Source organism: Thalassospira sp. SM2505 (assembly GCF_054901115.1).
This window is the reverse complement of sequence record NZ_CM142731.1, coordinates 3,960,615-3,979,555: the sequence shown is the minus strand read 5'-3', so window position 1 is coordinate 3,979,555 and position 18,941 is coordinate 3,960,615. Positions and strand designations below refer to the sequence as shown.

Here is an 18,941-nt window from a genome sequence, read left to right as displayed (position 1 = left end):
TTCCGTTATTTTCGCAATTTATGGAATGAAGTTCATTTTCAATAAATCTTGACGACGGGTGCTTCAAATATCAATCCAAACTTCGAGAGCACATTCCATCCACATGGCGCTAGCCTGATTGCGGTCTTCAATCCGTTGTCAGGGAGTGCCCGATGAATCTGAAAAAATTTGAAAAATACCCGCTAACCTTTGGTCCGACCCCGATTGAGTCGCTGCCGCGTTTATCCGAGCATCTTGGCGGGGATGTCGACCTTTATGCCAAACGCGAGGATTGCAATTCCGGTCTGGCATTTGGCGGCAACAAAGTCCGCAAGATGGAATATATCATCCCCGATGCGCTGAAATCCGGGGCGGATACACTTGTGACCATTGGCGGGGTGCAATCCAACCATACCCGCCAGGTTGCAGCCATTGCCGCCAAGATCGGAATGAAATGCCGGTTGGTGCAGGAAAGCTGGGTGCCGTTCAATGACGCGGTCTATGACCGGGTCGGAAACATATTGATGAGCCGTGTGATGGGCGCACAGATCGAACTGGTCGATGAAGGATTTGATATCGGCATTCGCGAAAGCTGGGAGGCCGCCCTTGAAGATGTAAAAGCCAAGGGTGGCGTGCCCTATGCCATTCCGGCCGGTGCATCGGTGCATAAATATGGCGGACTGGGCTTTGTCGGCTTTGCCGAGGAAGTCCGTGCCCAGGAAGCCGAACTTGGTTTCAAGTTTGACTATGTCGTTGTTTGTACCGTGACCGGATCAACCCATGCCGGAATGGTGGTCGGATTTGCCGCCGACGGTCGTGCGGACAAGGTTGTGGGTATTGATGCCTCCGCCACCCCCGATCAGACCCGTGCGCAGGTTCTGGATATCGCGCAGAAGACCGCCGATCTGGTCGAGCTTGAAGGCGGAATATCGGACAGGGACATCACATTGATCGAGGATTACGCCTATCCGCTGTACGGTGTGCCATCCGATGAAACAAACGAAGCCATCCGTCTTTGTGGCCGTCTGGAAGGCATGATGACGGACCCGGTATATGAAGGAAAATCGATGCAGGGCATGATCGATCTGGTGCGCAAAGGTTACTTCCCCAAGGGATCAAAGGTTCTATATGCCCATCTTGGTGGTGTTCCGGCGATCAACGCCTATAGCTATCTTTATCGCAACGGATAAGCAGTTTCGATTGTCACGGATTCCTGATGTCGCAATTGAAAGAAAAACAAAAGGCGGAGCCGTCTGGCTCCGCCTTTTGTCGTGTGGTGATAAATGTGATCAGCGTCCGGTGATACCGGGGAACATGATCAGGATTCCGACCGCGAGTATCTGAAGACAGATAAAGGGCAGAAGAGCCTTGAAAATATCGCCAAGCGTGATGTCCGGCGGCGCCACGGATTTAAGATAGAACGCCGCGGGGCCAAACGGAGGTGACAGGAAGCTGACCTGCATGTTCATGGCAAACAGCACCCCGAACCATACCGGATCAAAGCCAAGCTGTTTCACGATCGGTACAAAGATCGGCATGGTCAGAAGCGCGATGCCGACCCAATCGAGAAACATTCCCAGAATGAACAGGATCAACATCATGAACAGGATAATGGTGATCGGGTCATCGGAAATCCCGGTGATCAGTCCCGACACGAAATTGATCCCGCCCATCAGGTTAAACACACCAACAAGGGCTGATGCGCCAATCCCGATCCAGACAATCATGCCACAGGTCGAAAGGGTTTGAACCGCTGCTGCCTTCAACATGGCAATCGAGAATTCACCACGTACGACGGTTGAGGCAATCACACCGGCAACACCAACTGCGGACGCTTCTGTGACGGATGCAATCCCGCCGTAAATGGACCCCAGCACACAAAATACGACCATGATCGGAAGGAAGAGCCCTTTGAGCAGCCGCATTTTTTCGGCATGCGGGATCTTTTCGGTCTGGGGTGGCGGGGCGATATTTTTGCCCGTGTAGGACCGGAACAGGACATAGGCGACATAGAAGCCTGCCAGCATGAAGCCCGGAATAAAGGCTGATGTAAACAGATCACCGATCGATACGTTTGCGGTCAGACCGTAAATGATCAGAACGATGGATGGGGGCACCATGGTGCCCAGCGATCCGCCAGCACAAACCACACCAATTGCAAGGTTCTTGTCATAGCCCTGTCGCAGCATCTGGGGCAGCGCGATCAGGCCAAGCAGAACAATTTCGCCGCCGATAATGCCGCTCATGGCAGCCAGAATGACAGCAACGAAAATCGTCTGAACTGCAACACCGCCGCGCAAACGTCCGCCGAACAGGCGCATGGCGTCAAACAGGTCTCTTGCGACCCCTGATCGGTCCAGGATGGCAGCCATCAGGACGAACATCGGGACCGAGACAAAGACAAAGGATGAAACGAATGAATAAACCCGGCTGGTAATCAGTGGCACTGCCATCGGACCGAACCAGCCAAGGGTGAAGATCAGGGCAATCAAAAGTGTGACAAAGGCCAGCGGCATGCCGGTTATCAGGAAACCGAGCAGCAGGACGAACATGGCAAGCGTGCCGTATTCGATGCCCAGAGACTGTAAATCAAACATTTAAAGTTATCCTGTCGCGCCGGTCACATTCAGAAAATAATGGTCCGGCTGTCGGTGCATCAAAATGAAAGGGGCATCTATTTGGTCTGATCCGACCCGGTGACCGGCGTATTACGCATATAGTTGATGGCTTGCCAGAAGAACTGGACCATCAGAAGGATCAGGGTCAGAAGCAGGAATACTTTCAACAGGCCGGGATAAGGCGCGTTGAATGCGCTTCCGGTTGTTTCCAGATGAATGTCACCGGACGGCGTAATGGTGGCACGCTTGACCATGAGCCAGGCGGCCCATGCAAAAAAGCCCGACGCGATCATGCAGACAACCGAGATGCCGACATCAAGCGCTTTGCGCAGCTTTGGTCCGGCAAAGTCATAAAGCATCACGACACGGATATGTTTGTCGCGTGACGCGCAATAAAGCCCGCCAAAAACAAACCCGACAGCAGACAAAAACGTTGTTGTTTCATGCGCCCAAAGGGTCGGATCGTTAAACACATGACGCATGAAGATTTCAAAAATCAAAACCCCCATCGCCAGCAAAAATCCGAATGCAAAAATCGGACTTAACTTGTTTACGATGTGACCAAGTCGGCCTGAAACGGCGGGAACGTCATCGGTTGCCGCATCCTGATCAATCGCAGGAGGGATATCTTCATGAGGTGGATCTATGGGACTGGTAGCCATAGTCAGCAATCCTTGCAATGCGGAGAATACAATCCGGCACAGGGAGGTTTGCTTCCCGCTATCGTCTCTTATAACGGGGGCAGCCGGATTGTATTCAGGTGGTTACCGGCAGTGATGTTTGGGCATCACTGCCGGTGATCCATTTATGTCACCTGACTTAGATCATACCTTGTGCGGTAAGATATTTGACAAGGGTATCATAAACCCGCTGTGCGTTTTCGGAACGTGCAGCAACCTTTTCCCACTGGCTGGTGGCAATCTGGCGGAACTTGGCGCGTTCTTCAGCCGACCAGTTATGAATGGTGACGCCGCCATCTGAACGGGCCTTCGCAACTGCTTCCATGTCTTTCATGGCAAGACGTGCGTCCATGTCATGAGCAAGATCACGGACAGACATTTCCAGAATGGCCTTGATGTCGTCAGGCATGGAATCCCATTTTGCCTTGTTGATCGAAACTTCGAGCATCGGCATGGAATGGAAGCCCGGATAGACCGGATGTTTTGCAACATCATGCAGACCCATGGCCTGGTTGGTCGAGAACACGGTGGCGTCCGCTGCTTCGATCACTTTTTTATCAAGCGAGGTGAACACTTCAGACTGCGGAATGTTGACCGGGGCGGCACCGGCAGCGGCAAAGACCTGCTGTACCATGCCTTCCGGGGCACGCATTTTCAGGCCCTTGAGGTCTGCAACACCATCAAGCGGAACCGCAGAAACAAAGGCTTCGAGGCCCGGGGTCACTGCACCGATGAAATGAAGGCCATATGGCTCGACAAGGCTGTTCATCAGCTCTTTGCCGCCACCATATTCAACAAAGCGCAGCATTTCCGACGGGGCAGACCATGCGCCGACCGGGTTGGCAATCAGACCGAATGCAGGATCCTTACCGGTGAAATAGCTGGTATCGGTGATATGGCCGTCAATAATTCCGGCGCTGATCGCATCCTGAGTTTCGGCATGTTCGACGATCGAGTTGACTGGCAGCATTTCGATGACAACACGGCCACCTGTCATGTCGCTGACGCGCTTTGCCCATTCCTGTTCAAGAACGAAGTTTGGAACGCCAGCGGCGTCGCTGGACTGGAACTTAAGGCTGTAATCCTGTGCGTTGGCGGCCATCGGTGCCGCAGCAATCAGGCTGGCAATAAATGTTGCTCCTACGAGCGATTTCAGTGTCTTGGTCATCTGTCTTCTCCCTGGCATACCGGTTTTCCGGAGGTGTTTTCTTTGACAATGGAAGAACTGCCGTTTTCGCAGTTTGGCAGTTTGGAAATAACTGTCGAAACGACAGCGTCGATCGGGGCATCGACTAAGACAGTCACACAGTTCTCATCCGGCCCCGGCGGTTCGAGATCTGCAAGCTGACTGTCCAAGAGAGCGGAAGGCATGAAATGTCCGACGCGACGTTCCAGTCGTGTTTTGATCACGTCACGTGTGCCGTCCAGAAATACAAATGTTACCGGCTGCAAGTTCCGGCTCAGAACTTCGCGGTAACTGCGTTTAAGTGCCGAGCAGGCAATGAAGATAGTGCGTGATGCGCCAGCCTGTTCGTTTTGTTTTGCGGTCGCCCGTGCAGCGCTGCTAACCGCTTCAAGCCAGGGCCAGCGCATTTCGTCATTCAATGGCTGGCCGCGCCGCATATGTTCGACATTATTTGACGGATGATGGTCGTCTGCATCCAGCCACAGGTTATTGGTTTCCTCCGCAACACGGCGGGCGATTTCGGTCTTTCCCGAACCTGAAACTCCCATAACCACGACATACTGTGTCTGTCGATACACCAAGATATTTCCACCCGACTATTGTTATCAGGGCGGTCCTTTGATCGTGGTTTCGCCCTGTGATTTATAATGTTAGCGCTAACATAATGTTAGCGCTAACATTGAGTCAACAGCCTAATTTACAAGGCACTTGTCGATATCGAAAAGACGTAATAAATCTAATGCTATGAGAAAACGCAAAGGGGCCGGGCGGCCAACGATTGCTGATGTGGCCGACAAGGCGGGCGTCAGTACGATTACAGTTTCACGTGCATTGCGCGATCCATCAAAGGTGTCTGACTACCTGCGCCGGAAGATTAATAACGCCGTGAACAAGCTCAATTATGTGCCGCACAGCCATGCGAGTGCACTGGCATCGACTCGCTCCAACATTGTTGGCGTCATTGTCCCATCTCTGACCAACAACGTGTTTGCCGATACCCTGCGCGCCATATACGACGAACTTGAACAGGGCCCGTTTCAGGTCCAGTTGGGGAACTCGCGTTATGTGGCCGCCGATGAAGAACGCCTGATCCGGACTTTCCTCGGGCAGGGGCCTTCTGCGATGATTGTTGCAGGCAAGGATCAGACGGATGCCGCACGTGAACTTTTGCAGAATGCCGGATGTCCGGTGGTTCAGGTCATGGATATCGGTGATGATCCCATTGATATGATGGTGGGATTTTCGCATTTCGAAGGTGGTCGGGCAGCCGGTCGGCATCTGGTGCAAATGGGATACAAGCGTATCGGCTTCCTTGGGGCACGTATGGATCCCAGATCCCACAGTCGTCTCGAAGGGTTCAAGGATGCCCTTCAGTCGGGTGGCCTCTATGACCCTGATCTGATCATGACAACGACGGTGTCTTCCAGCGTATCGCTTGGTGCGGAGCTCATAGAACAATTGATTGCGCGTCGTTCCGATCTTGATGCCGTGTTCTGCAACAACGATGACATGGCGCTTGGCGCGCTGTTTGGCTGCCAGAAAGCTGGAATTTGTGTGCCGGACGACATGGGCATTATCGGTTTTAACGATCTGGAAATGATGGCGGCAAGTCATCCTTCGCTGACCTCGATCCACACCGATCGATACGCAATTGGCAAGCGCGCCGTCGAGATGATCAAGGCCGAACTGGATGGTGAAGCAACGGACCAAAAGATCGTTGATCTTGGTTTCGAGCTTCAGCAGCGCGAAAGCACATCACGCAATAAATAGGCGTTATTCTTCCGGCGGTAGCGGAAATTTCCCGGCAAGTTCAGCAAGCGTTTCGCGCGGGCCTGCAATTTTGATTCTGGTGCCCGTGGTATCGAACTGGCGATCTAGGATGGTAATACCATCCTGTGCGCAGGCTTGCTCCAATGTTCCGGCATCTGAAAATCCGGCAAAAATCTCAGCTTCGCCTTGCGGGATATATTCAATAATCTCGGCAACATCGCAGGCGGCATTCGCCGCCCCGCTATAGGCGCGCACCAACCCGCCCGTACCCAGCTTGGTGCCCCCGAAATAGCGTGTCACAATTACGGCCACATTGATCAGATCCCGCCCCTGAAGAACCTTAAGACACGGGATGCCAGATGTGCCGGATGGTTCGCCGTCATCCTTGCCATGTTCGATCAGTTGACCTTCGTCATTGAGATAGCGATAGGCATTGACGTGATGATTAGCCTTGGGGTGAAGGGCGCGCAATTCATTAATCCGCTTTGCCAGATCATCATAAAAGACGAGTTCTGCAAGAAAACGGGATTTCTTTTCTTCGGTTTCGGCAAAGGCGGGACGGGCGATGGTTTTCATGGACGGGTTGATATCAAACTCCGCCCCTGATCACCAGTCTTCAGCATGAAGGGATCAGGGCGAAGATTAGTTGTCGGCACTTAACGGGTGGCCGGGATCAGCAGGACACCCTCGGCAAACTGGGTTTTGATCATTGCGCGCCATACCGTATTCAGGTCAATGCCGAGTTCCTTGCTGGCTATGCTGAAATCCGGCTCCTGTGGTGATGGCGTGTTCCAGTCCATTGCCTGTGTATCAACGAAATCGAAAACCACATTCATCCGTGATCCGGATTCTTGCAGTATTGAGGCAACTGGCACGTAAAAGGCGTGTTCGTTCGGTTGCCCGATGAACTGTTTGATCTTGCGATGTCCAACCACCATGAAGAACAGCTTACCATCAAGGTTGAAACCCTTCATCATCGCCAGCATGTTTGAGGTCGATTCTGTCCGCTCTTGCGCGCGATGGACGAATTTCCAGTTGCTGTTGCCGATATAACGACCGTCAAGGGCGCTCGCACATGCCATCTCGAAAACGTCGTTTTCCCTTGTTGCACCGGCCAATGCCTTGGCCGACATGATGTTGCGATTTTCATCGCAGAACGTCAGCGTACTAAGGTGCATGATCCGCAAATTGGACGTGAAATTCTCAAAGGATTGCTTGTTCTGAGCATCTGCCGGATGCGGGGCAACAAGGAACAGGCAAAAACAAAGGGCGGCAAATGCCTTGGTCAGCGGGCGGATCATCGTTCCGGTTTCCATAAGGTCGTGATTTATAATAACTATCTCACGCATTTATAGGCGACGGAGTTTCGTCTGAATACAACTTTTCGGTGTTTTTCCTTGGGCCGCTTAGGTCGTGACAAACTTCCCGATCAGGATAACCCCGAAGATAATCAGCATGATCAGGACAACCTTGCGGAAGGTTTCTGCATCCAGGCGGTTGCGCACCGCTGCGCCAAGCTTGGTGCCGATATAGACCGGGACCAGTCCGGCAAGGGAAATCCAGACCGTTTCAAGTGTCATCATCCCCATGCGCCACAGACCAAACGCCATGACGATGCTTGAAAGACTGAACGAGATATTGATGGCCTGGATAAAGCGTTTGGGATCAAGCCGCATCGAAAGCAGAAAGGGCAGAACCGGCATCACCTGTGATCCGGTAATGCCATTGACCAGTCCGGTCGAAAAACCCGAAATCGGTGCCAGACGACGGGCAACCTTGTCCGAGATCGGTTTGCCATGGCGAAACAGCGTGATTGCCCCGTAATTCATCAAAACCAGCCCCAGAACCGCACCTGCAAGAATGCTGTCGACCATTTCAAGAACGGCAAGTCCAATCAGAAGGCCCGGAATGGTGGCCAGAAACATCGGCCAGAACCGGTTGACGGTTTCGCGAAAATGCCCCGCTTGCGCCATGACGATCGAGTTACTGACAAGGGACGGAATGATCACAAGCGGCATGCCGGCCTTAAGCCCCAAACCAAGGGCAAGGATCGGCAGGGCCGATGTTGAAAACCCGAGACCCGTAGCGCCCTTTACAAAGGCCGCAACAAAATAGGCGCAGGCAATAACGACAATTGTTTCAATGGTCATGGGGATCCGCAGACAGGTGGTGACGCGCGCGCAGTTTGCCCGCATTTGGCGAATTGCGCAAATGGTCTGACAATTGCGAAGAACCGGATTCGCCCCCACTTGTCTGGTATGATGATTTGGTAATCACCTGACTGCCTTTCATAATTAAGTGGTTATGAGTGGAATTTTGCGTGATTTTTGGGTGGCTTGGCAAAAAATTGCGGGTTTTTATCGTCCTTAAGTCTAGAAGGGGTGGAAATGCGTGTGCAAAACCCGTATCAAGTTTGACCCGGTTCAAGGACCGGGGCACAGGGCGGAAATCTGCCGGAAAACTGGATTTGTGTTATAATGGCGGCATGATGATGAACATGCCGGATTGAGAGGAAGCAAATGAGCAAGAGCTGGAGCATTGATAGCTGGCGCAACCTGCCGATCAAGCAGGTGCCGACTTATCCTGATGCACAGGCCCTCGAGGCCGTAGAGCAAGAGCTCGGCAGCTATCCTCCTTTGGTATTTGCTGGCGAGGCGCGCGCGCTTAAAGAGAAGCTTGGTGAAGTCGCAGAAGGCAATGCCTTCCTGCTGCAGGGCGGTGACTGTGCCGAAAGCTTCAAGGAATTTCACCCGAACAACATTCGCGACACCTTCAAGGTGATGCTGCAGATGGCAGTTGTCCTGACCTTTGGGGCATCCTGCCCGGTGGTCAAGGTCGGTCGCATGGCGGGCCAGTTTGCCAAGCCGCGTTCGGCTGATACCGAAACCATCAATGGTGTTGAACTGCCAAGCTATCGCGGTGACGTGGTCAATGGCATCGAATTCACCGAAGAAGCCCGTATTCCGGACCCGCAGCGTCAGATCCGCGCCTATAACCAGTCGGCGGCGACGCTCAACCTGCTGCGTGCCTTTGCCCAGGGCGGTTTTGCCGATCTGACCAAAATCCATCGCTGGAACCTGTCATTTGTTGATGGCAGCCCGGCAGGCGAGCGCTACAGCAAGCTGACCACGCAGATCGACGAGGCTGTTGCCTTCATGCAGGCCTGCGGCATCACGGCTGACAGTGCTCCGCAGCTGCGTGAAACCGATTTCTACACCTCGCACGAAGCCCTTCTTCTGGGCTATGAACAGGCCCTGACCCGTCAGGACAGCCTGACGGGCGAATATTATGATTGCTCGGCGCATATGCTGTGGATCGGGGATCGTACCCGTAACCTTGACGGTGCCCATGTTGAATTCATGCGCGGGGTCAAAAACCCGATCGGCATGAAATGTGGCCCGACCATGGATGAAGATGATCTGATCCGTCTGATCGACCGTCTGAACCCGCAGAACGAAGCCGGTCGTCTGACCCTGATTGCGCGTATGGGCGCTGACAAGGTCTTTGATAACCTGCCGCGTCTGGTCAAACGCGTTAAGGCCGAAGGCCGCAAGGTCGTCTGGTCCTGCGATCCGATGCATGGCAACACGGTCAAGGCAACCAACGGCTATAAAACCCGTCCGTTTGACTCGATCCTGTCCGAGGTTAAAAACTTCTTTGACGTTCACAAGGCCGAAGGCACCCATGCCGGTGGCGTTCATTTCGAAATGACCGGAACCGACGTAACCGAATGCATCGGTGGTGCACGCGAAGTGACCGAAGATGCGCTTTCGGATCGTTACCACACCCATTGTGACCCGCGCCTGAATGGCGGACAGGCTCTTGAGCTTGCCTTCCTGATCGCCGAGATGATCAAGAAAGAACGTGACACTGTTCGCGCAGAACAGCTGGCGGCTTCTGCCTGATTATCCTCTCGGGATTGGAAGGCTGCATTCTTGCAAACAAGGCGTCCGGGAAACCGGGCGCCTTGTTTTATTTCGGCGGAAAGCAGATCGACTGTTGAGAGGTAAAAACGTTACGGAGTGCGCGGAATATCAGAATTTCCTTACCTTGAAGGCTGCTTTGGGATGTTTTGTCTCGCAATCAAGGCGCACTGATGTAAAAAAAACCTCTACCAAAGGGGATGAAATATTCTTAAGTATAAACAATTACAGGGCATTCCTGCACAGGAATAGAATTCAAGAGGTCGCAACGCGTATGGTGGATGAAGCTGATTTCACCGAATGGCAGAAGAAAGTAGAGGGAACCAACATTTCCTCGACCACGCTATTGGCGACTGACTATCTCAACCATTTCAACGAGATCGTGATGCTTCTCGAAATGGTGCCCGACATGCCCGACATGATCGAGGACTGTAAGGAATGGGCCCCGAAAAGCTATCAGGACCATTTTCGTGACAGCGCATTTTCCGATCGTGAACTGGCGATTGAGGCCTATGACCATGTGCCGGCCCGATTCCGTCAACCGTTTGAAGAAACGATCAATCACCTTAATACGATTGTCCGCCACGCCATCACCCAGCTTGAAATGATCATTGCCGAGGGTAATGAGGAGCTCTTGCGTGAAACAGCCCATGCGATCACGGTATCGCTGCAAAAGTTCATGGATGTGGCCAGCGGGATCATCCATGGATCGGCCAAAACCATGAGTCAGGATGAAATCGACGCGGCACTTGCTCTGTAACGGGCGAAGCGGTCGGATTTTTACGTGAAAAATACTTGTGGAATGCAGCATTGCCCATTCCGCAATTGACAGCGCGTAAGGCGGCTCCTATTCCAACATCATGACAAAGAATCTTGCCATTGCGATTGCCCAACTGAACCCGATTGTCGGTGACGTCGCCGGAAACCGGGACAAGGTTGTGGCTGCCTGGGAAACTGCGGCCGACAGGGGCGCGGACATTGTCCTTTATTCCGAACTGGTCCTGTCGGGCTATCCGCCAGAAGATCTGGTGATGAAGCCCGCCTTCATGCGCCATCTGCATGAAGCAGTGACCAGCATTTGCGAAGAGACGGCCAAACGTGCTGATGGTCCGGCATTATTGCTGACCACGCCGTGGGAAATTGATGGCCTGCGCCATAACGCGGTGCTTCTGATTGATCAGGGCAAGATCGTTGATGTGCGCGCCAAGCAGGATTTGCCCAACTATGGCGTGTTTGATGAAAAGCGCGTCTTTAGTGCCGGACCGATGCCGGAACCGATTTCATTCCGCGGAGTGAAACTTGGTGTGCCGATCTGTGAAGATGTCTGGACGCCAAATGTTGTTACCCATCTTTCCCGCGCTGGCGCCGAGATTTTCCTTGTTCCCAACGGTTCACCGTTTGAGGCCGACAAGGGCGGGCTGCGTCGCAATCTGATCGAAGATCGCGTGTCTGAATCCAGGACCCCGATGATTTATTGCAACGAGGTTGGCGGTCAGGACGAGTTGGTCTTTGATGGCGGGTCGTTTGGGCTCAATGGTGACGGATCGCTTGCGGTGGCACTTCCGGCCTTTGCTGAAGATGTGGTTGTCACGAACTGGACCAAGGGTGACAACGGCAAGTGGCGCTGTGCCGATGACGCGCCCAAGGCCGAATACCCGACGGGTCTTGATGCGATTTATCAGGCCCTTGTTCTGGGCCTGCGCGACTATGTGAACAAGAACCATTTCCCCGGTGTCGTGATCGGCATGTCTGGCGGGATTGATAGTGCGCTTTCGGCTGCTGTGGCGGTGGATGCATTGGGGGCGGATCGTGTGCGTCTGGTGATGATGCCATCGCCCTATACGTCACGCGAAAGTCTTGAAGATGCCGAGATTTGCGCAGGCATGCTCAAAACCGGGATCGAAAGCATCAATATCGGTCCGGCAATGGCCGCGTTTGAACAGATGCTGGCGCCTACCTTTGAAGGTCGTGATGCCGATATTACCGAAGAAAACATTCAGGCCCGTTCACGCGGGATCATCCTGATGGGGATTTCAAACAAGTTTGGCCACATGGTGCTGACCACCGGCAACAAGTCGGAAATGTCGGTCGGCTATGCAACGCTTTATGGCGACATGTGTGGTGGCTATTCGGTTCTGAAAGACCTTTACAAGACGACCGTGTTTGCATTGTGCCACTGGCGCAATGAACACAAACCTTCTGGCGCGATGGGCCCCAATGGCATGGTGATCCCGGAACGGATCATTACCAAACCGCCATCGGCCGAGCTCCGCCCGGATCAAAAAGACGAAGATAGTCTGCCGCCTTATGACGTCCTTGATGATATTCTTCATCAGATGATTGAAGGTGAGCGGTCTGTTCGCGATATCGTGGATAGTGGTCACGACGAGGCAACAGTGCGCCGGGTTTGGCGTTTGCTGGATCGGGCCGAATACAAACGCCGTCAGGCGCCCCCGGGGGTCAAGATCACCCCGCGTGCCTTTGGCCGTGACCGTCGCTATCCGATTACCAATGGTTTCACGAACCTTGTTACGTGATTGAAAAGTTTGAAATGACAAAACCTGTACTGCGATTTGCCCCCAGCCCGACCGGGCTTCTTCACGTCGGTAACGCCCGTGTGGCACTGATGAACTGGCTCTATGCCCGGAAATCAGGTGGGAAATTCATCCTGCGCTTTGACGATACCGACCCGGAACGCTCGAAAGACGAATATGTCGATGCCATCCGCGAAGATCTTGAATGGCTTGGCCTTGACTGGGACCGTGAAGAGCGCCAGTCGCTCCGTCAGGACAAATATGACGCCGCCATTGCGGACCTTAAAAAGCGTGAATTGCTGTATCCGTGCTACGAGACCGAAGGTGAACTGAACTGGAAACGCAAGGCGGCCCGCCAGCGTCACCAGCCCTTCATCTATGACCGCAAGGCATTGACCCTTTCAGATGACGAAATCGCCGCACTTGAGGCCGAAGGCCGCAAACCGCACTGGCGCTTCCTTTTGACCGATGGTCTGGTCGAGTGGGATGATCTGACACGCGGCCTATGCTCGTTTGATACGGAACATGTATCGGACCCGGTTCTGATCCGTGAAGACGGCTCGCTGCTTTATATGTTGGGCTCGGTGGTTGATGACCTTGAAATGGGGGTGACCCATATCATCCGCGGCGAGGACCATGTGACCAACACCGTGTCACAGATTTTGCTGTATCTGGCGATGGGCGGTAAGCCCGGTGCGCTTGAATTTGCCCATATGCCGCTTTTGGCGGGACCGGGTGGCTCGCAGCTTTCCAAACGTCTGGGCAGCCTTTCGCTGCGCGAGTTGCGCAATGACGGGTTCGAGGTCGAAGCACTGGTTGGTCTGCTGACCGGTCTTGGTGCGTCGGATAAAATCGAACCGGCAAGCCTGGCCCAGGTTCTTGAGAAATTCGACCTGGATCATTATGGCCGTTCAACGCCGAAATTCGATCCGGCCGAGCTGGCAAGCCTGAATGAAAAAGTCATTCATGACATGTCATTTGAAACCGCCCGACCGAAACTGGTTGCTGCGGGTATGGCTGATGCCAATGAAATGTTCTGGAATGCGGTGCGTGGTAATTGCTGGCGCGTCGCCGAGGCGCTGGAATGGTGGGATGTCATCCATCAGACCGTGATCCCGGAAATCGATGCCGAGGATGTCGATTTCGTCAAACAGGCTGCAGAAATGCTGCCCGAAGGTGAACTTGATGCCACCAGCTGGAAATCCTGGACCACCGCATTGAAAGATGCGACCGGTCGCAAGGGCAAACAGCTTTTCATGCCGCTTCGCAAGGCGCTGACAGCCCGCGAACATGGCCCGGAAATGTCGGCAATGCTGGTTCTGATCGGGTCTGAAAAGGCGCGTGCGCGGTTGTGTGGGAAGGCGGTCTAAGCATCTGCTTTGATCGCCGGAAACTTGCCTGCACTTAACCGCAAACACAGCCAAACGGACAAAATGATAATGAACAAGACCCTTCGCATTTATGACACGCTCACCCGCGAAAAGCAGGTGTTTGAGCCGATCGATCCGGAACATGTCCGCCTTTATGTCTGCGGACCGACCGTTTATGACTATGCCCATGTCGGCAATGCGCGGCCTGTTGTGGTGTTTGATACGCTGGTGCGTGTTCTTCGCCACATCTATCCCAAAGTCACCTATGTCCGGAACGTCACCGACGTTGACGACAAGATCAATGCGCGAGCCAAGGAAAGCGGCGAGCCGATTTCCGAAATCACCAAGCGCACGCACAAGGCATATCTGGATGACATGGGTGCGCTCAATGCCGCCAAACCCGATATCGAGCCGCGCGCGACCGAACATATCGCCGAGATGATTGCGATGTGCGAAAGCCTGATCGCGCAGGGCTTTGCCTATGCCGCCGAAGGCCACGTTCTGTTTTCGGTCAGCAAGTTCGACGAATATGGCAAGCTGTCGCGTCGTGACCGCAAGGAAATGATCGCCGGTGCGCGCGTTGAAGTCGCCCCTTATAAACAGGACCCGGCGGACTTTGTTCTTTGGAAACCGTCAGATGACGATATCCCCGGCTGGGACAGCCCGTGGGGCCGTGGTCGTCCGGGCTGGCATATTGAATGCTCGGCCATGTCGACCCGTTATCTTGGCGAGAATTTCGACATTCATGGCGGTGGTTCGGATCTGGTGTTCCCGCATCATGAAAACGAACTGGCGCAAAGCTGCTGCGCGAACAAGGGGTCGAGCTACGCCAAATACTGGATGCATAACGGCCATCTGATGGTCGAAGGTGAAAAGATGTCCAAGTCGCTTGGCAACTTTGTCACCGTGCATGAGCTTTTGGAAAAATGGCCGGGCGAAGCGATCCGTTTGGCGATGATGGGAACGCATTACCATCAGCCGATCAACTGGACGGAAGAAAACCTGCGTCAGGCCAAAGAGGCGCTTGACCGGTTCTATACAGCCCTTCGTCAGAGTTCCGACGTGACCCCGGAAAATATGCCGGTGCCGCGCGCGGTACTTGAAGCACTGTGTGATGACCTGAACACGCCGCTTGCGATTTCTGAGTTCCATAACCTTGTGACCAAATTCAACAAGGCGGAAAAGAAATTCGAGCGTGCCGAGGCCAAAGGTGAAATCCTTGCTGCGGCCAAGCTTCTGGGCATTCTTGAAGCTGACCCCGAAGCCTGGTTTACCGGATCAGCCGATGAAGATGAGGCTGCCGAGATTGATGGCCTGATTGCCCAGCGCGCAGAAGCCAAGAAGAACAAGGATTTCGCAACCGCCGATAAGATCCGTGACGATCTTCTGGCGCGCGGCATCATCCTTGAAGACTTCAAGGAAGGTACTAGCTGGAAACGCGTTTAAGGCTTAATCCGCCTGTGAAATGATAAAAGGCCGCAGTTTTACTGCGGCCTTTTGCGTTGGCGGGGGGGGCAAAGTCAGGCGGCCGCGTCAAGTTCGGTAAACAGTTCCTTTGCCGCGTTCAGGCCATTGATCGCGGCGGGAAGCCCGCCATAAACCGCCATCTGCCAGATCGCCTCGATGATTTCGGTGCGCGATGCGCCTGCGGAAAGTGTATGGCGAATATTGACCTTAAGCTGTGGGGCGGTTTGCCCGCCCAATACGGTCAGGGCGGCAATCGTGCAGAGCTGCCGGGTTTTCAGATCAAGTCCCGGGCGAGCGTAATGACGGCCATAGGCCCATTCCACCAGTGTTTCGGCAAAATCAGGCACAAGTTCGTCATAGGCCTCGGCCAGTTGTCCTTCGAGCGGCGGGTTGAGCTTGGCCACTATGTCGCGACCGGCATCAAGGGCGGAGGTTTTGTCTGTCATTTCGGGGCTCCGTGAAGGGGGCGAACCATCGTGTCATAACCGGCGATTTTGGCATCGAGAACTTCAAGCGTTTCGGTCAGGCTGGCAACGCGAATGGCCAGTTCATCGCGATAGGTCTGAAGCAGGTTGCGGCGGGCCTCGATTGTGCTGTCTCCCTCGGCCCGGAGGCGGGCATATAAAACCCGGTCACGGATCGGCATGCCGAGATCCTTGAGCCGACCCAGAAATTCAAGCCAGCGCAAGACATCATCATCATAGGAACGTCGCCCACCCGGATCACGATGTGAGAGGGGTAGCAGGCCGATCTTTTCGTAATACCGCAGGGTGTGGACAGAAAAACCGCTTTTCTCTGCCACTTCGCCAATCATCATGACGGTCACCTTTGTGTTGAGGTCATTCAATCCTGAACAAGGCTAGGTGCTGGAGTGCATTCTAGGTCAAGCATTATTCTTTGACCGATTTTCATGAGGGGTGGGAAAACTGTGATCGGGTGCATATACCAAAGGTTGCGCATGGGCAGATTTCTGCCCAATTCATGTTGGATCATCAGTTCAAACGGGTTGGATGCAACAGCAAGGCAGTGTCTTCCATGTCTGAAATCGACCGTCGGAATTTTATCAAGGGTGCGGGTGCGCTTGGACTTGCAGGCATGTCTGCATCAATCGGGCAGACTGTCCCGAGGCTGGCGCGTGCGGCGTCGTCGGCAACGGTGCCCGACGTCATCCGTAAAACCGTTGCATCGACGGGTGAAAAAATACCTGCCGTCGGTCTGGGAAGCTGGATCACGTTCAATGTCGGCAATGACATGGTGTTGCGGGATCAGTGTGCGAGCGTGGTTTCGGCGTTTTTCAATGCAGGTGGCCGGATGATTGACAGTTCGCCGATGTATGGATCGGCTCAGGAAGTCATAGGGTATTGCCTTGATAAACTTGGGGCGCATGACCGGGTTTTTTCGACCGACAAGGTTTGGACGTCGGGGGATGGTGCCGGGCAGATCGCCGAGACGGCAGAACGCTGGCATACAAGGAATTTTGATCTTTTGCAGGTGCATAATCTGGTCGGGATCAATGAAAATCTGCCGCTTTTGTTCCGGATGAAGGATGAAGGCCGGTTGCGATATGTCGGTATTACGACCTCGCACGGGCGTCGTACCGATGACATGATTGCTTTGATGAAAAACGAGCGGCTTGATTTTGTTCAGGTGACCTATAATCCGGTAGACCGCAAGGTCGAGGAATATTTGCTGCCACTGGCCTATGATCGCGGGATTGCCGTGATTGTAAACCGGCCGTTCCGTGGTGGCAGCCTGACCCAGCAGCTGGAAGGCGAACCCTTGCCGGAATTTGCCGCCGACCTCAAAGCGGAAAGCTGGGCGCAGCTGATCTTGAAATATCTGATTGCTCATCCGTCGGTGACCTGTCCGATCCCGGCGACAACCAATCCGGCCCATGCTGCCGAAAACATGCGTGCAGCGACCGGCGTACTTCCCGATGACAAGATGCGCGAACAGATTGCCGCTGTCATTGGCGTTCTGGTTTAGGAAACGGATGTGGGGGTGGTGTCATGAGTGAATGGTGGGATTACGGACTGGCGGATTTTCTGCTGTTTTCTCCGCGGGTCTATTACCGGCTGTTTGAAACCATGAATAGTGTGTGGTGGATTGCCGTTCTTGCGGCCTTTGTTGCGGGCCTTGTTGCCGCCGGATTGGCCATGCGTCACGGGCATCGCGGCAACCGGGTGATCCTTGTGTTGCTGTCGCTGATCTGGGGTTGGGCCGGTTATGGCTTTCTTTGGCAATATTACCAGCCGATCAATTGGGCGGTGGCCTATATCCTGCCAGGCTTTGTGATCGAGGCGGTGCTACTTGCGGTTTTTGCCGCCCGTCCCCTGCCTTTGCGGTTTGGCTGGCGCGGTGATCTGACGTCCTGTGTCGGGGCCGGGTTGCTGGTGGTGGCCTTTGTGATCTATCCCTTCGTCGGTCTGATCGAGGGACGTGATTTGATACAGGCAGAGCTGTTTGGCAGTGCAGCCGATCCGACCGCACTTGGCACTTTGGGATTTGTGTTGATGGCGCGGGGCACATGGCGCTGGTTATTGTTGCCCGTGCCACTGATCTGGTGTGTGTTTGCCAGTGCGACCCTTTGGGTGATGGATCAGCAGGTGGCCTATGTGATGTTTGTTGCGGTTTGGCTGACCATCTTTTCAGGATGGCTTGATCTTAAGAACGGGGTGACAACCCGCCGCCTGACCGAGGCGGAGCGTGCCACCCCCGCATCGCTTAGCGATTAACCAGAAGCCGCAATCCGACGACCGCAAAGAACACACCAAGCACCCCGTTGATCCAGTTCGCAGCGCGCCGATAAATCGAGATCGCAGGTGCCGTCGAAAAGGCGGTGGCATAAAGCAGATGTACGCTGGTCGACAGGATGCCGCATCCGATCACGATGGCGGCACCGACCCAAAGCGGCGCCCCTTGATGAAAGCCGATCGAAATGATCGCAATCCAGGTCAGGATCGCTTTGGGATTGGTCAGATGCAGGGCAAGGCCACGAAAATAATAACCGCGTCCTGAAATCTGGCGCGACGGTGCGGTTTCCGCCTGATCTGTGGGGGCAGGTGCCTTGCGAAAGGCCGTCCGAAAGGCCCGATAGGACATCCACAACAGATATAATCCGCCAAAGATACGAATGGCCGTCATGGCATCGGCATAGGCGGCAAGGACGGCGGACAACCCGGTCAGGGTCAGAAGCCCGATGGAAAAGGATCCGGTTCCGATGCCAAGGGCAAAGCGTTGACCGGCATGGCGTCCCTGATCAAGCGACACGCCCATCAATCCCAAAAGAGCAGGGCCGGGGCTGATCAGACCGACAAGAAGTGCGGTATAGGACAATAAGATTCCCGGCAGATATTGCCCGAATTCAGCAAAGGATGGCATGGGGCGATTTCCTTTTTTGGTGGCGCGTAACTG

General features: G+C 54.1%; 19 protein-coding genes. 9 read left to right on the top strand and 10 right to left on the bottom strand.

Features of this window, described 5'->3' with window-relative positions; all coding sequences use genetic code 11:
* Nucleotides 1-152 precede the first annotated feature (152 nt).
* Nucleotides 153-1,169, top strand: a complete 1,017-nt coding sequence (locus tag ACTU44_RS18700; protein WP_114098969.1) for a 1-aminocyclopropane-1-carboxylate deaminase — start codon at nt 153-155, stop codon at nt 1,167-1,169.
* A 99-nt stretch (nt 1,170-1,268) separates the two neighbouring features.
* On the opposite strand, the gene ACTU44_RS18695 is transcribed toward ACTU44_RS18700, so the two are convergent.
* The 4 genes from ACTU44_RS18695 to ACTU44_RS18680 all read right to left on the bottom strand — a co-directional run bounded on the left by ACTU44_RS18695 (nt 1,269) and on the right by ACTU44_RS18680 (nt 5,041).
* The gene (locus ACTU44_RS18695) at nt 1,269-2,576 is read right to left on the bottom strand and encodes a TRAP transporter large permease (protein ID WP_114098970.1); all 1,308 of its coding nucleotides are present in this window, start codon (nt 2,574-2,576) and stop codon (nt 1,269-1,271) included.
* A 77-nt stretch (nt 2,577-2,653) separates the two neighbouring features.
* Nucleotides 2,654-3,259, bottom strand: coding sequence for a TRAP transporter small permease subunit (locus tag ACTU44_RS18690; RefSeq protein ID WP_114098971.1), 606 nt, complete (start codon nt 3,257-3,259; stop codon nt 2,654-2,656).
* Between the two features lie 157 nt (nt 3,260-3,416).
* Entirely contained in the window at nt 3,417-4,445 is a 1,029-nt protein-coding gene (locus ACTU44_RS18685; RefSeq protein WP_181850327.1) for a TRAP transporter substrate-binding protein, read from the bottom strand.
* Nucleotides 4,442-5,041, bottom strand: a complete 600-nt coding sequence (locus ACTU44_RS18680) for a gluconokinase (RefSeq protein ID WP_114098972.1) — start codon at nt 5,039-5,041, stop codon at nt 4,442-4,444. Before ACTU44_RS18680 ends, ACTU44_RS18685 begins: the two co-directional genes overlap by 4 nt.
* Nucleotides 5,042-5,207: 166 nt before the next feature.
* On the opposite strand from ACTU44_RS18680, the gene gntR reads away from it, so the two are divergent.
* Nucleotides 5,208-6,233, top strand: coding sequence for an HTH-type transcriptional regulator GntR (gene gntR / locus ACTU44_RS18675; RefSeq protein ID WP_114098973.1), 1,026 nt, complete (start codon nt 5,208-5,210; stop codon nt 6,231-6,233).
* Between the two features lie 3 nt (nt 6,234-6,236).
* Here gntR and ACTU44_RS18670 read toward each other — a convergent pair whose 3' ends face one another.
* The 3 genes from ACTU44_RS18670 to ACTU44_RS18660 all read right to left on the bottom strand — a co-directional run bounded on the left by ACTU44_RS18670 (nt 6,237) and on the right by ACTU44_RS18660 (nt 8,383).
* The gene (locus ACTU44_RS18670) at nt 6,237-6,809 is read right to left on the bottom strand and encodes an IMPACT family protein (protein WP_114098974.1); all 573 of its coding nucleotides are present in this window, start codon (nt 6,807-6,809) and stop codon (nt 6,237-6,239) included.
* Between the two features lie 80 nt (nt 6,810-6,889).
* The gene (locus tag ACTU44_RS18665) at nt 6,890-7,534 is read right to left on the bottom strand and encodes a hypothetical protein (protein WP_147252018.1); all 645 of its coding nucleotides are present in this window, start codon (nt 7,532-7,534) and stop codon (nt 6,890-6,892) included.
* A 105-nt stretch (nt 7,535-7,639) separates the two neighbouring features.
* Entirely contained in the window at nt 7,640-8,383 is a 744-nt protein-coding gene (locus ACTU44_RS18660; protein WP_114099054.1) for a sulfite exporter TauE/SafE family protein, read from the bottom strand.
* A 369-nt stretch (nt 8,384-8,752) separates the two neighbouring features.
* Between ACTU44_RS18660 and ACTU44_RS18655 the strand changes: the two genes are divergently transcribed.
* From ACTU44_RS18655 to cysS, 5 genes are all read left to right on the top strand, one after another.
* The gene (locus tag ACTU44_RS18655) at nt 8,753-10,138 is read left to right on the top strand and encodes a class II 3-deoxy-7-phosphoheptulonate synthase (RefSeq protein WP_114098976.1); all 1,386 of its coding nucleotides are present in this window, start codon (nt 8,753-8,755) and stop codon (nt 10,136-10,138) included.
* Between the two features lie 292 nt (nt 10,139-10,430).
* The gene (locus ACTU44_RS18650; protein WP_114098977.1) at nt 10,431-10,916 is read left to right on the top strand and encodes a hypothetical protein; all 486 of its coding nucleotides are present in this window, start codon (nt 10,431-10,433) and stop codon (nt 10,914-10,916) included.
* A gap of 100 nt (nt 10,917-11,016) precedes the next feature.
* Nucleotides 11,017-12,693, top strand: a complete 1,677-nt coding sequence (locus ACTU44_RS18645) for an NAD+ synthase (RefSeq protein ID WP_114098978.1) — start codon at nt 11,017-11,019, stop codon at nt 12,691-12,693.
* A 14-nt stretch (nt 12,694-12,707) separates the two neighbouring features.
* Nucleotides 12,708-14,060, top strand: coding sequence for a glutamate--tRNA ligase (gltX, locus tag ACTU44_RS18640; RefSeq protein ID WP_114099055.1), 1,353 nt, complete (start codon nt 12,708-12,710; stop codon nt 14,058-14,060).
* A 69-nt stretch (nt 14,061-14,129) separates the two neighbouring features.
* Nucleotides 14,130-15,506 (top strand): cysteine--tRNA ligase, encoded by a 1,377-nt coding sequence (gene cysS, locus ACTU44_RS18635; protein WP_114098979.1) that lies wholly within the window; start codon nt 14,130-14,132, stop codon nt 15,504-15,506.
* A 74-nt stretch (nt 15,507-15,580) separates the two neighbouring features.
* Here cysS and ACTU44_RS18630 read toward each other — a convergent pair whose 3' ends face one another.
* Both ACTU44_RS18630 and ACTU44_RS18625 read right to left on the bottom strand, forming a co-directional pair.
* Complete coding sequence (locus tag ACTU44_RS18630) at nt 15,581-15,973, bottom strand: carboxymuconolactone decarboxylase family protein (protein ID WP_114098980.1); 393 nt, start codon at nt 15,971-15,973, stop codon at nt 15,581-15,583.
* Nucleotides 15,970-16,344 (bottom strand): MerR family transcriptional regulator, encoded by a 375-nt coding sequence (locus tag ACTU44_RS18625; protein WP_114098981.1) that lies wholly within the window; start codon nt 16,342-16,344, stop codon nt 15,970-15,972. Before ACTU44_RS18625 ends, ACTU44_RS18630 begins: the two co-directional genes overlap by 4 nt.
* Before the next feature lie 218 nt (nt 16,345-16,562).
* Between ACTU44_RS18625 and ACTU44_RS18620 the strand changes: the two genes are divergently transcribed.
* Both ACTU44_RS18620 and ACTU44_RS18615 read left to right on the top strand, forming a co-directional pair.
* A complete protein-coding gene (locus ACTU44_RS18620; RefSeq protein ID WP_114099056.1) occupies nt 16,563-17,513 on the top strand; it encodes an aldo/keto reductase in 951 nt (316 codons plus the stop codon).
* A gap of 23 nt (nt 17,514-17,536) precedes the next feature.
* Entirely contained in the window at nt 17,537-18,262 is a 726-nt protein-coding gene (locus ACTU44_RS18615; protein ID WP_114098982.1) for a DUF6064 family protein, read from the top strand.
* On the opposite strand, the gene ACTU44_RS18610 is transcribed toward ACTU44_RS18615, so the two are convergent.
* Nucleotides 18,252-18,908, bottom strand: coding sequence for a LysE family translocator (locus ACTU44_RS18610; protein ID WP_336082204.1), 657 nt, complete (start codon nt 18,906-18,908; stop codon nt 18,252-18,254). The genes ACTU44_RS18615 and ACTU44_RS18610 overlap by 11 nt on opposite strands.
* Nucleotides 18,909-18,941: the final 33 nt, after the last annotated feature.

Excerpts from the sequence above, each read along its gene's own strand:
- ACTU44_RS18695 (WP_114098970.1), bottom strand. The coding sequence starts at position 2,576 with ATGTTTGATTTACAGTCTCTGGGCATCGAATACGGCACGCTTGCCATG.
- ACTU44_RS18685 (WP_181850327.1), bottom strand. The coding sequence starts at position 4,445 with ATGACCAAGACACTGAAATCGCTCGTAGGAGCAACATTTATTGCCAGC.
- gntR (WP_114098973.1), top strand. The coding sequence starts at position 5,208 with ATGAGAAAACGCAAAGGGGCCGGGCGGCCAACGATTGCTGATGTGGCC.
- ACTU44_RS18670 (WP_114098974.1), bottom strand. The coding sequence starts at position 6,809 with ATGAAAACCATCGCCCGTCCCGCCTTTGCCGAAACCGAAGAAAAGAAA.
- ACTU44_RS18650 (WP_114098977.1), top strand. The coding sequence starts at position 10,431 with ATGGTGGATGAAGCTGATTTCACCGAATGGCAGAAGAAAGTAGAGGGA.
- ACTU44_RS18655 (WP_114098976.1), top strand. The coding sequence starts at position 8,753 with ATGAGCAAGAGCTGGAGCATTGATAGCTGGCGCAACCTGCCGATCAAG.
- ACTU44_RS18625 (WP_114098981.1), bottom strand. The coding sequence starts at position 16,344 with ATGATGATTGGCGAAGTGGCAGAGAAAAGCGGTTTTTCTGTCCACACC.
- cysS (WP_114098979.1), top strand. The coding sequence starts at position 14,130 with ATGAACAAGACCCTTCGCATTTATGACACGCTCACCCGCGAAAAGCAG.
- ACTU44_RS18660 (WP_114099054.1), bottom strand. The coding sequence starts at position 8,383 with ATGACCATTGAAACAATTGTCGTTATTGCCTGCGCCTATTTTGTTGCG.
- ACTU44_RS18630 (WP_114098980.1), bottom strand. The coding sequence starts at position 15,973 with ATGACAGACAAAACCTCCGCCCTTGATGCCGGTCGCGACATAGTGGCC.
- ACTU44_RS18690 (WP_114098971.1), bottom strand. The coding sequence starts at position 3,259 with ATGGCTACCAGTCCCATAGATCCACCTCATGAAGATATCCCTCCTGCG.
- gltX (WP_114099055.1), top strand. The coding sequence starts at position 12,708 with ATGACAAAACCTGTACTGCGATTTGCCCCCAGCCCGACCGGGCTTCTT.
- ACTU44_RS18645 (WP_114098978.1), top strand. The coding sequence starts at position 11,017 with ATGACAAAGAATCTTGCCATTGCGATTGCCCAACTGAACCCGATTGTC.
- ACTU44_RS18615 (WP_114098982.1), top strand. The coding sequence starts at position 17,537 with ATGAGTGAATGGTGGGATTACGGACTGGCGGATTTTCTGCTGTTTTCT.
- ACTU44_RS18665 (WP_147252018.1), bottom strand. The coding sequence starts at position 7,534 with ATGATCCGCCCGCTGACCAAGGCATTTGCCGCCCTTTGTTTTTGCCTG.
- ACTU44_RS18700 (WP_114098969.1), top strand. The coding sequence starts at position 153 with ATGAATCTGAAAAAATTTGAAAAATACCCGCTAACCTTTGGTCCGACC.
- ACTU44_RS18610 (WP_336082204.1), bottom strand. The coding sequence starts at position 18,908 with ATGCCATCCTTTGCTGAATTCGGGCAATATCTGCCGGGAATCTTATTG.
- ACTU44_RS18620 (WP_114099056.1), top strand. The coding sequence starts at position 16,563 with ATGTCTGAAATCGACCGTCGGAATTTTATCAAGGGTGCGGGTGCGCTT.